Origin of the sequence: uncultured Sphingomonas sp. (assembly GCF_913778135.1) — a bacterium.
GTDB lineage: Bacteria > Pseudomonadota > Alphaproteobacteria > Sphingomonadales > Sphingomonadaceae > Sphingomonas.
The window spans coordinates 1-11,395 of record NZ_CAJYVU010000024.1 but is presented as its reverse complement, the minus strand read 5'-3'; the positions used below and the strand labels follow the sequence as shown (position 1 = coordinate 11,395).

The 11,395-nt window shown below is 68.2% G+C and carries 10 protein-coding genes; 4 read left to right on the top strand and 6 right to left on the bottom strand.

From position 1 onward, the window contains the following. Both QZ847_RS02420 and QZ847_RS02415 read left to right on the top strand, forming a co-directional pair. A partial coding sequence (locus QZ847_RS02420) for a bifunctional diguanylate cyclase/phosphodiesterase (RefSeq protein ID WP_294352752.1) occupies window positions 1-1,056 on the top strand: 1,056 nt, incomplete at its 5' end. A gap of 13 nt (window positions 1,057-1,069) precedes the next feature. Further along, window positions 1,070-2,938 carry a CHASE4 domain-containing protein gene (locus QZ847_RS02415; RefSeq protein WP_294352750.1) on the top strand — a complete coding sequence of 623 codons (1,869 nt, stop codon included), beginning with the start codon at window positions 1,070-1,072 and terminating at the stop codon, window positions 2,936-2,938. A gap of 21 nt (window positions 2,939-2,959) precedes the next feature. On the opposite strand, the gene QZ847_RS02410 is transcribed toward QZ847_RS02415, so the two are convergent. Both QZ847_RS02410 and QZ847_RS02405 read right to left on the bottom strand, forming a co-directional pair. Further along, window positions 2,960-3,310: a hypothetical protein gene (locus QZ847_RS02410; RefSeq protein ID WP_294352748.1), complete on the bottom strand. Its 351-nt coding sequence runs from the start codon at window positions 3,308-3,310 to the stop codon at window positions 2,960-2,962. Between the two features lie 200 nt (window positions 3,311-3,510). Next, the gene (locus QZ847_RS02405; RefSeq protein ID WP_294352746.1) at window positions 3,511-4,638 is read right to left on the bottom strand and encodes an SET domain-containing protein; all 1,128 of its coding nucleotides are present in this window, start codon (window positions 4,636-4,638) and stop codon (window positions 3,511-3,513) included. A 128-nt stretch (window positions 4,639-4,766) separates the two neighbouring features. Between QZ847_RS02405 and QZ847_RS02400 the strand changes: the two genes are divergently transcribed. Next, window positions 4,767-5,867, top strand: a complete 1,101-nt coding sequence (locus tag QZ847_RS02400; protein WP_294352744.1) for a GNAT family N-acetyltransferase — start codon at window positions 4,767-4,769, stop codon at window positions 5,865-5,867. Then, window positions 5,864-6,757 carry a cupin-like domain-containing protein gene (locus QZ847_RS02395; RefSeq protein WP_294352742.1) on the top strand — a complete coding sequence of 298 codons (894 nt, stop codon included), beginning with the start codon at window positions 5,864-5,866 and terminating at the stop codon, window positions 6,755-6,757. Before QZ847_RS02400 ends, QZ847_RS02395 begins: the two co-directional genes overlap by 4 nt. Window positions 6,758-6,760: 3 nt before the next feature. On the opposite strand, the gene QZ847_RS02390 is transcribed toward QZ847_RS02395, so the two are convergent. The 4 genes from QZ847_RS02390 to QZ847_RS02375 form a co-directional block, all read right to left on the bottom strand. Beyond that, entirely contained in the window at window positions 6,761-7,963 is a 1,203-nt protein-coding gene (locus QZ847_RS02390) for a glycosyltransferase family 4 protein (RefSeq protein WP_294352740.1), read from the bottom strand. Then, entirely contained in the window at window positions 7,960-9,285 is a 1,326-nt protein-coding gene (locus tag QZ847_RS02385) for an O-antigen ligase (protein ID WP_294352738.1), read from the bottom strand. Before QZ847_RS02385 ends, QZ847_RS02390 begins: the two co-directional genes overlap by 4 nt. Next, window positions 9,263-11,134: a hypothetical protein gene (locus tag QZ847_RS02380; RefSeq protein ID WP_294352737.1), complete on the bottom strand. Its 1,872-nt coding sequence runs from the start codon at window positions 11,132-11,134 to the stop codon at window positions 9,263-9,265. Before QZ847_RS02380 ends, QZ847_RS02385 begins: the two co-directional genes overlap by 23 nt. A 28-nt stretch (window positions 11,135-11,162) precedes the next feature. After that, a partial coding sequence (locus QZ847_RS02375; protein WP_294352735.1) for a hypothetical protein occupies window positions 11,163-11,395 on the bottom strand: 233 nt, incomplete at its 5' end.

Below are 11,395 nucleotides of genomic sequence, written 5' to 3'. Positions count from 1 at the left end.
GAGTTCGGGCTGCTGTTCGAGGCGGCGGGCGAGCAGGCGGCTGAAATGGCGTGCACGCGCGTCGTCCACGCCTGCTCGGTCGAGTTGAAGGTGCTGGGCCATTCGGTTCAGGCTGCAGCGTCGGCAGGGGTGGTAACCGCGGGTGAGGGCGACAACCGCGACCCGATCGACCTGATCCGCCGCGCCGACCTGGCGCTCAACGACGCGAAGCGCAGCGGTCGCGGCATCGCGCGGCTGTTCGACGAGAGCATGGACGAGGGCGTGCGCGTGCGGCGCCGGATCGAGACCGGACTGTCGCAGGCGATCGCGCGCGACGAACTGGCGCTCGTCTACCAGCCGATTGTCGCGCACGGCACGTTCGAGGTCGTTGGCTTCGAGGCGCTGCTGCGCTGGAACACGCGCGAATACGGCCCGATCAGCCCGGCGACCTTTATCCCGATCGCCGAGGAGTCGAACCTGATCCACGAGCTGGGCGACTGGGTGCTGGAGCAGAGCCTAAACGTGCTAAAAAGCTGGCCCGGGCAGTACGTCTCGGTCAACTTCAGCCCGCGGCAGTTCAGGCGGCACAATTTCGTCGGCTACATCATGGAGCGCTGCCAGCGCGCCGGCGTCGAGCCGCGGCGATTGCAGATCGAGATCACCGAAACCGCGATCTTCGATGACGCGGACCGCGCGGCGGAAACGCTGTACCGGCTGCGGCAGATGGGCTTTCGCATCGCGCTCGACGATTTCGGCACCGGTTATTCGTCGCTCTACAACATTCGTAAGTTCGCGCTCGATGCGCTCAAGATCGACCGCAGCTTCATCGACGGTATGTCACGCGAGAAGGAGTCGGCCGCGATCGTGCGCTCGATCGTCCATCTGGCGCAATCGCTCAACCTGACCGTGATCGCCGAAGGGGTCGAGACCGCCGCGCAGGTCGACCTGCTGCGCGTCGCGGGCGCGAGCCATTTGCAGGGCTATCACTTCGCCAAGCCGCTGGCCGAACCGCTCGCGCGCGACATGGCGCACGCGCGCTTCTTAGAGGTGGAGCCCGCAACGGGCACGCTCGGTTAACGGAGGCGGGCTGATGGCCGCGCACGTCCGTCGTCATGTCGGCACACACGTAGGGGCGCTCCGCAACCCGCGGTCGCTCGGGGCGCGACTGGTGCTGATCCTGACGCTGGTGGGGGCCGGGGGTGCCGTCGCGATCGCGCTGCTGCTCGCGGCGATCATTACGCCGAGTTTCGGCAAGCTCGAGCGGCGTTCGGTCGACGCGCATGTCGAGCGGACCCACGCCGCGCTCGCCGAGTACGCCAACAAGGTCGAGAGCGCGGTCAAGGATTACGGCGACTGGAACGACAGCTATGACTACATGGCGCATCCGAGCGCCACCTTCGAGCACGAGAGCTTCTCGCCGCTCGCGATGGCGAACCTCGACGTCAACGCGATGGCTTACGTCGGCATCGATCGCCGCATCGTCATCGCACGCTGGATCGACGAAGCACAGCGCGACCAGCCGCAGATGCGCGCCCGACTGGTTAGATCGATCGAGGGACTTGACCTTCCACGCCTGCTAGGCTCGCGTAGTTCGACCAGCTTCTACGCGCGAATGGGTGGCGTCGTCGCCGCCGTCGGTGTCGCCAAGGTCCGTCGCAGCGACGGGACCGGTAACCCGCGCGGCTATGTGCTGATGGCGCGCGAGATCAGCTCGCGCCAGCTTGCCGAGCTGCTTCAGCTTAACGCGGTGATCGACCTGACGCCGACCGCGGGCGAGGTCGTGCAGCAATCGCGCGCCCGGATGACGATCACCGTACCGATCGGCGGCGCGGGCGGACAGCCGGTTGCGAGCGCACGCTTCACCGTCGCGCGCGAGGTGACGCTGCTCGGCCGACGTATGCTGTTGCTGGCGATTGCGGGATCGGTGCTGCTGCTGCTGGTCGTGCTGATGATGCTGCGGCGCATGATCGGCCGGTTGGTGCTCGTCCCGCTGGCGCGGGTCGAGCGTCACATGGAGCGGGTTCGCGCCTCGGGCTCGCTCGCGCTGCTGGAGGACGACGGGCGGCGCGACGAGATCGGCTCGCTCGGCTTGAGCTTCAACGGCATGCTGACGCAGCTAAAGGACCTGCGCGAACAAATCGAGGCGCAGAGCTTTGCGCTCGGCCGATCGGAGAGTGCGGTGGCGGTCATGCACAATGTCCGCAATGCGCTGTCGCCGATCTCGACCGTGATCAGCCACGGCATCAACCGCGCCGCACCGGTCGACCAGGCAATGCTGGCGCGCGCGGCGGAGGAGCTGGGCAAGCCAGATATTACCGCGGCACGCCGGGAGAAACTCGCCGCCTTCGTGCGCGCGGGCGTCGCCGCGATGGAGACGGCGCGGGCCGAGCAGGTCGAGCAGCTCGGCATCGGGCGCGATGCGCTCGGCCACGTGCTCGACATAATCGGGCAGCAGCAGGCGGCGGCGCACGAGCGGCCGCAGCTGTCGATCTGCGACATGACCGACGTGATCGCGCAGAATGCGACGATCGCGCGCTATTCGGGCAAGGTCCAGATCGGCTTCAGCTACCCGGCCGAGCCGTGTCCGGTGCTCGCCAACCGTGTCATTCTGAGCCAGGTGGTGGGGAACCTGTTCGCCAATGCGGGCGAGGCAATCGCCGCAGCAGGTCGAAGCAGCGGGCGGATCGCCGTCTCGTTCGCGCGCGACGACGATCATGTGACGGTCTGTATCAGCGATGACGGCGAAGGGTTCGACCCGGCGGTCGGCGCGACCTTGTTCCAGCGCGGTTACTCGACCCGCGCGCACAAGTCGGGCGGATTGGGGCTCCACTGGTGCGCCAATTCGATGACCGCGATGGAGGGAGCGCTGCGGCTGGAAAGCGACGGGCGCGGCAGCGGTGCGCGCGCGATCCTGACGCTGCGGGCACCGTCGGCCGTCGAACTGAATGCCGCGGCGTAGACCGCCGTCGCGGACGAATGCTCAGAGCGGGGAAGCGGGATCGGTCAGGATGCCGCAGCCTGCCGCGGCCTTGCCGACCTCTAGCGGGACCTTGGGATCCTTCACCTGTCCCGCGACGCGGATAAAGTCGCTGGCGGTCAGGCGTCCCGGCGTCGTGTCACCTTCTCGCGCGGCGCGTGCAGCGCGGCCGAGCTGCTGTAGCTGGCCCAGCGACAGGTTCGCTTCCAGTCGATCGCCGAAGCATTGCGACTGCGAGGGCTGAAAGCCGTAGCCCTCCAGCGAACTCGCGATTTTGGCGGAAGGGTTCACACAGGCAGCGAGGCCGAGCGTCGCGATCAGCGCGATCGTACCGGGCAAAGAACGAGCGTTCATGGAGTCGATCCTCTCACCTGCTTGTCTCTCGAACGACGATCTCGCAATCGAAACGATCAAGTTACGTTGTCGAACACGTGAGAGGCCAGCATCGTTCGTGACAGCGTTGCACTAGTCCATCTTGAGTGTGCACGTGGTGAAATAGTCAAAAAAAACAGCAAAGAGCGTGTTTTTACGAGAAGGTCAGCAGAGGTTTCTTTTTACGCCGCAACGTCGCTGCGGTTCGGAACAAGGTACGGCGCGACCAGTCCATGCGACAGATACCAGCGCTGTCGATCAGGTGGCAGCGTGTCGAACGCGGCGATGATGCCGCGACATTCGGGCGCGCCGCACGTGCAGGTCATGCGCCACTGCGCGTCGGCGAGCGTGGTGGAATAATCCCATGCAATCTCCTCGCCCTCAGCGATATCGCGGATGGCGACGAGGACGGGTGTGTCGCCCGTGAAGCGTAGCCCGGCATTGGGGGCGCAGCTGTGATTGATCAGGTCGTCGATCCCGCCGGAGGGACCGAGGTAGGTGTCGCGCGCGATCTGGACGAAGCGATCCGCCTGGCCGATCAGGCGTCGTGGCAATCGCTCAGCCGACAGGCGGCGGCCGGTGAACGCGACGATCTCGTCGCCCGCGCCGAACGGCTGCGCGGCGAACACCGCCTTGCCGAGATGCGTCTCGCGCACCGCGAACGGGTTGGCGGGTGCGTAGACGTCGAGCACGCGCAACCGACCCTCGCGCCAGCCGAACGAGCGCAGCGGATTGACCGTGTCGAGCCCGATCATGAACCACACGCTGGCATGGCAGGCGAGTTCGACCAGGATGTAGGCGTATTCGCCGACATCCTGTCCGCCTGTGCGCGTCGCAAGCATCAGCGTGGCGAGGTCACCGATCGACCATAATCCCCAGGCCGGGGATCGCTCACGCGCGCGGTCGCCCCAGACGCTGCGCCACGTCGGCCAGAAACTGACGGGCACGACGGCGACGACGAGCATGTGCGCCCAGAACGCTTCGCGGAACACCAGCCACAACAGCATCGCGGCGAGCGACGATCCCATGCAGATGCCTTCGAGCAGGTCGGGTGCCGACCAGCGCGAGCGCTGCCATAGCGCGACCGCGATCATGACGCAGGCGGCGGCGGACAGCATGAACACGATCGACTGCGGCGTTCCGGGGTTGACCGCGGCGTAGGTGAACGCCTCGACCAATGTCGCGCTGCTCCAGATCAGCCATGATGCGCGGTTCGGCTCGACCAACCGTCGCTGCAATCCGGCGAGATAGATGGCGTAGCCGGTGAAGCTGGCGACGACGGCGAGGAGGAACCAGGGGTCGGTGATCATGCTCGCGGCCAGACAGGGTTAATGGAAGCGTAACGATCAAGCCCTTCGTCGTCCAGCGTGTCGGGAGGCGTGAACCGGTTGGTGAGACTTGGGCTGCTATGCCACCCGCACGATCACAAGCGGACCTGATGACCGAACGCGCATCCATCATCGACTGGCAGGACGTACCCGCGGCGGCGTGGAGCGAACTCGCGCGCGCAGCTGGCACCGCCAACCCGTTCTACACGCGCGAGGCCGTGGGCGCGTGCGTCGCCTTGCCGGAGGCGCAACGCCCGCAGGTGGTGCTGATGTGGCAGGGCGAGATGCTGGCCGGCGCGCTACCGATCGCGATCAAGCGCGTCCGCGGAGTGGCGCTGTGTGTTGAGAATTGGGATCAGCGCGTCCGCGCGCTGGGCGAGCCGCTGGTGAGGCCGGGTGCCGAGGCGGCGTTCTGGCGCGCGGCCCTGCCGTTGCTCGCGCGGCTGCCGGGACAGTATCTGCGGCTCTCCGCGCTCGATCCCGACAGCGCCACCTCGCAGGCGCTGCTCGAGGTGCTGCGCGAGCAGAACCGGCCGTATCACCGCACGCGCGATTATGCGCGAGCGGTGCTTCATGCCGGCCGGTCGAGTGCGGAGCACGCGGCCGAGCACGTGCGCGGCAAGGTGTTGAAGGAGCATCGCCGGCTGCGCGCCAGGCTGGCCGAGCGCGGCGCGTTGGTGTTCGACCGGCTTTCCCGCGACGACGTGGTCGACCCGTGGATCGACGCGCTGTTCGCGCTGGAGCAGACCGGGTGGAAGGGACGTGACGGCGTCGCCGCTGCGGCCGATCCCGTGACCGAGCGCTGCTTCCGCGCTATCCTGCGCGCCGCGCACGCCGGCGGCACGCTCGACTTCCACCGCATGAGCGTCGGCGGACAGCCGATCGCGATGCTCGCCAACCTCGAGTGCGGCGACGAGGCGTTCCAGCTGAAGATCGCGTATGACGAGGCGTGGGCGAGCTTCTCGCCCGGCGTGCTGATCGAGATGGAATATCTCGCCTACGCGCTCGACCGCCGTGGGCTGCTGCGAGTGGATAGCTGCGCGCGCGCCGGCCACCCGATGATTGACCGGATCTGGCCCGAGCGGCGCCGCATCGTCTCGCTGGCGGTGCCGTTCGACACGACGTTTTCGCGCCTGCTGTGCCTGGGCCAGGACCGCTGGCGCGCGCGTCGTGCGGATCGCTCCGCTACAATCCGAGGAATAGCTGCATGACCGACGCAACGCTTTTCGCAGACGGCGGCCTCGTCGATTTCGCGCGCGCCTATCCGGGCGAGGCGGCGGCGGTCCGCCACCAGTTGCACGATCACCCGCTGTTCGCGCCGGACGGGCTGGCGGCGCTGGCCGAACGACTGCCGGCGAGCCACGTCGAGCAGAGTCTGGGCAATCTGGAGGTCGATCAGGACCCCTCGGGTTATCGTCAGTCGACGCTGTCGCCGGCCGAGATCGTGCGGACGATCGCGACCAATGGCTGCTGGATGGTGCTGAAGAAGGTTGACGTGGACCCGGCCTATGCGGCGCTGATCGACGCGTGCCTGGCCGAGATCGCACCGGTAACGCAGCTGATGACAGGCGAGTACCGCCGGCGAGAGGCGTTCATCTTCCTGTCGGCGCCGGAATCGGTGACTCCGTTCCACATGGACCCCGAACACAACATTCTGCTCCAGATCGCGGGCACCAAGACGATGCGCGTCTATCCGGCCGGCGACACGGAGATTGTGCCGCAACAGGTGCACGAGGCGTTCCACCGCGGCGGCGCGCATCGCAACATGCGCCACGATCCGAGCTTCGACGCAAAGGCGCGCGACTTCGCGATGGGGCCGGGCGAAGCGGTCTACGTGCCGGTCAAGGCGCCGCACTGGGTGCAGAACGGACCGGTGCCGTCGATCTCGTTCAGCATCACTTGGCGCTCGGCGATGAGCGACAGCGAGGCGCGGCTGCACCGCGTCAACCAGCGGATGCGTGCGCTGGGCGTGCCGCCGTCCGTGCCGGGTGCGAACCCAGGCGTCGATGCGGCGAAGATCGCGGGACACCGCATGGTCAAGAGCGCGGCGGCACGGGTGAAGCGCGCGCTGGGTAAGAACAGCGATCGCGCCGCTTACTGAACGCTAGGCGGGAAAGAACAGCGCGAGCTGCCGCCGCGTGTTCTTCTCCAAGTCGAACTCGGCGACGACGTGCGCGCGGCCGCGGCGTGCCATCGCGAGTGCGGCGAGCGGGTTGGCGTGGACCCGTTGAAGTGCTGCGGCGAGCGCGGCTGCGTCGCCCGGCGGGACCAGCAGCCCCGTCTCACCGTCGCGGATCAGCTCCGGGATGCCAGAGATCGCGGTGGTGATCGCCGGACGCTGATAGGCGAGCGCCTCGATCATCACGTTGGGAATGCCTTCCTGCCGTCCGTTGGGGCCGATCACGCTCGGCGCGACGCAAACGCTGGCGGTGCGATAGGCCTCCGCGACGACCTCGAACGGTTGCGCGCCGTGAAAGCGGACGCGGTCGCCGAGGCCGAGCGCGGCGGCACGCGCGCGCAGCGCGTCGGCATCGGGTCCGTGGCCGATCAGGTCGCAGCGCCACTCGCCCAGGTCCGCTCCCGCCAGAACCAGCGCGTCGAGCAGGTGCGCGACGCCCTTCTTGGGCTCGAGCGCCCCGACGTAGAGGATGCGGAACGGATCGGTCGCGGGCACTTGCTCTACGGCCACGATGCGCGACACGTCGACGCTGGAGTGGATGACGTGGATGTCGCGGGTCGCCATGCCGCGGATGCGCGCGCGCAGGAAGTCGCGGCCGAACTCGCTGACGGTGCGCACTACCTGCGCGTCGCCCAGCTTCTCTGCCAGCAACGCCTGCGTGCGGAACACGTCGTGCGCGCGGCAGCTGACTGAATAGGGCAGGCCACCCGCCAGATGCGCGATCCAAGCGGTGGTCGCGGGGTGCCCTGCGAACTCGGCATGGACGTGGGTCGCGCCCCAGGCGCGCGCGTGGGAATCGATCGCCAGCGCTTTAGGCACGAGCGCGAGCGACTTGGCGGCGATTTTCGGCTCGAGACGATAGGCCCAGAGCATCCGCGTGATTCCGCCTAGCAGCCGGCGTGGATGCCGCAGCAACGCGTGCAGCACCGCGGCTGGCTGCGCGAAGCCGATGTCGACCGCACGCTCCTTCAACGGCGCAGCAAAGCCGTGGAGCGGTTGCGCGTGGCGGTACGGCGCGACGTGGTACAGGCGCAGGTCGACCCCCGCCTCGATGAACTTGATGAGGTCGCGGTAGATGAAGGTCTCGGTCGACTTCGGGAATTCCGTGACGATGACGGCGAGCTTCACGTGTCCTCCTCGGCGGCGCGCAGGCGCCCGCACTGCACCGCGATCGCGACCACCAGCCACAGGTAACGCAGGTTCTTGTGCGGCATGAAGAACGATGCGGCCATCAACGCGGCGAGCGCGACTCCGATCGCGAATGCCGAGCGGGCAAGCGTCGGGTTGCGCGCGTGCGCGGCACGCCACGCGGAGGCGAGCGCGTAGCCGAGCGCGGCGGCGAAGGCGATGAAGCCGACCAGCCCGTATTCGACCGCGGCATCGAGGTAGGTGTTGTGCAGTTCGCGCGGGTATAGCTCGCGTCCCGGCATCCAGCGATAGTCGGGCAGCAGATAATAGAGCGGGAAATTGCCCGGCCCGACACCCCACACCGGCGACTGCTGGAGCAGGTCGAGGCCGATGCGCAGATAGGTAATGCGGCGGAACAGCGTCTGGTCACGCCCGAAATCGGTCACCGCGGAGAAGCGTTCGAGCAGCGTCGGCGGCAGGAACGGGATCGCACCGGCGCAGGCGACCAGCCCCGCGACGATCAGCAGCGGAAAATAGGGTTTGCGGCGGAACGACAGCGCGATCAGCCCGAACGCGACCGCCAGCCCGATGATCGCGCTGCGCGCCGAGCCGAGCACCAGCGCGAGCGTGCCGAGCGCGACCACGCCCGCATAGATCAGGCGGAACCGGCGCTCGCCCGAGAACAGCAGCGCGGCGGCGAGCGCGACCGAGACGAGCAGCATCTGCGCGGCGGTGGTCGGGTTCTGATCCGATCCGCCGGCCGAGCGTGCCACGCCCTCGAAACCCGCCGTCGTCGCCGCGACCGAAGTGGAGACGAGGCGCGTTCCGGTGCGCGCTTCGATCACGACGATCGCCGCCGACACGGCACCCGCCGCGATGATCGCCCATAATAGCAGCCGGATGCGCGCGGGTCGGTCGGCGACCACCAGCGCGCACAGCGCCGGCGCGACCGCGACCAGCAGCTTCGACAGGTAGCTCAAGCCCTCGGCCTTGTGCGCCGACAAGGTCCAGCTGACCACCGCCCAGCAGAACATGAGCGCGATCAACCGTGCGCCCGTGCTGCCGTACGCGCGCGCGGGCGCCCCATCCCGAGGCAGGAGGAAGATGAGCATTGTCATGCCGATCAACGCGGCGAGCGTCAGCTCGGTGGTGCCGATCGGCGATCCGCCCGACAGGCGGTTGGCGACCGCGTCGAGCTGCGTCAGGACCGCGTAGACGACGAGCGGCACCATCGCGAGCGCGCGAACCGTCTCGGCGGTGCGGCGATCCGACGAGTGTCCGGTGCCGCCGCGCGGCAGGTCAGCTGTCGAAATCGACGACATGCGCGGTCGGCAGCGCGGCGGTGTCGCCCTGTTCGCGCCAGTAGACGCGTTCGTCGCCGCTGGCGGCGAGCAGCAGCACCGCGTCATCGGGCACGCGCGCGATCACGTCCGGCCGCGCGCTGTCTTGCAGACCGCCCAGGTAGACGAAGGCCTTGTTCGCTCCATCCCAGTTCGCGCCTGCCTGCGTTCCGTCGACAATGTGGAGCCGGCGCTCCCCGCGACGCAGCAGCCCGTGAACGAGCTGCGACAGATGTTGCGCGTCGCGGTCCTGCCCGACCGCGCCGACGAACACCGGCCGATCGTCGTCGAGCCGCAGCGTCGCATCCTCGCCGAGCAATTGGCCGGCGGCGGCGATCTCGGCCGGCGAATAGCCCTGCTGGGCGGCGGGGCGGGGCAGCGGCCGGGCGAGGTGATGGTCGACGCGGATCGCCGGCTCGGGCGGTGTCGCGACCGCCACGTTGCCGAAGCTGATCGGGCGCGCCGGGGCGGGCATGGTCACCGGTGCAGGCTCGGGTCGGATCGGGTGGACGGCCGCGACCGGGCGCAGGTCTTCGTTCTCCACCGGGTTGAGCGGCGCATCCGGCGCATGCGCTTCTCCTTCCTGCTCGTCATCTTCCGGCTGGCGTTCCGGCGCAGGACCGAGCAGCAGCAGCGCGCACGCCGCCAGCGCACATCCGGCGATGAAGCCGAGGATCGTATTGAAGAAGACCTTGGGCGAGGAGCGGACCAGCGGCGGGGTGGCGCGCTCGATCAGCTGGATGCGCGGACCATTGGCTAGGTTCTCGGTCTGGCTGAAACTGACCCGCTCGGTCAGCGCGGTGACCTCCGCCTGCAGCGCGGTTGCCTGATCATCGAGCGCCTTGACGCGATCCTCATACCCGCCGAGCCCGGCAATCTGGCGGTCGAGCTGTGCGATGCGGCCCTCGCGGATCGCGACGCTGCGCTCCAGCCCCGACGCGCGTGGCGCTTCGACCGCGAGTGTCTGATCGAGGACGCCCTGCGCGCTCGACAGCTTACCACCCGCTTGCCGGCGCAGGGCTGCGACCTGGCTCGCCGCCGAGTCACGTGCGGCGCGGTCGGTGGTGAGCGCTGCCTGCTCGGTCAGCCGCGCCTCCAGCAGCGATTGCTTCTGTCGGTCGATGTCGACGACGCCGATCGAGGATTTGAGATCACGCGACCGCTTCAGCACCGCGGCAAGCTCGCCGCGCTTCTGGTCCAAACGGTTCTCGATCGTACCGGCGAGTTCGCGTCCCGAGTTACGCGACGCGGTATCGGCGCGCGCGATGATCGCGTCGGCCAGCGCGTTGGCGAACCAGGCCGCGGACTTCGGGTCGTCCCACTCAACGGCGATGCGGATCAGGTAGGTGCCCTCGACCGTCTCGATCGTGGTGCCTTCCAGCACCGCCTCGATCATGTCTTCGCGCAGGGGGAGCGGCGGCGCCTCGCCGTAATTGAGGATCGACAGGATTCGACCTGGGGAAAAGGACGGCGCGCCGGTATTGGCGGCGATCCACTGCGCGCTGGTCTGCCCGGCGGCGGCGGCGTGTTCCGCGATGTAGCGGTCCACAATCGGCGCGACGACGGGACGCGTCCGCGCGAATTCGGCATAGGTGCCGAGCAGCACGCTGCCACCGTCGAAGGTCGACCCACGCACGAACCGGCTCGCGTAGCCGAGCTCCTCGGCGGTAGGCACGATGTTAAGCCGTGCCGCCGCCTCGAACTTGGGCTTTTGCGTCAGGATGAACTGGCTGACACCCCAGGTGACCAGCGTGCACGACAGTACGAGCGCGAGGATCAGCCGCCAGCGCGACAGCACGATGCGCAGGTAGGTGGCGCCGATTCCGTTCATCGCGCGGCCCGTTGTGTCTTGACGGCGATCACGGCTGGATCAACGTGACGGCCGAGCCGATGTTGATGCCGTTGAAGCCGATGATCGCGCGAATCTGACGTGAGCGATCGACGTCGCGCGCGATCGCCGTCGGCGGCACGATCAGGATGGTATAGGGCGGCAGGAAGTCGATCGGCCGCGCGCTGCCCTTCAGTGTCGCCGATAGATCGAGCATCCTCGCGACCAGCTGATTGCCGACCGGCGTCAGCGCGACCACCCGCG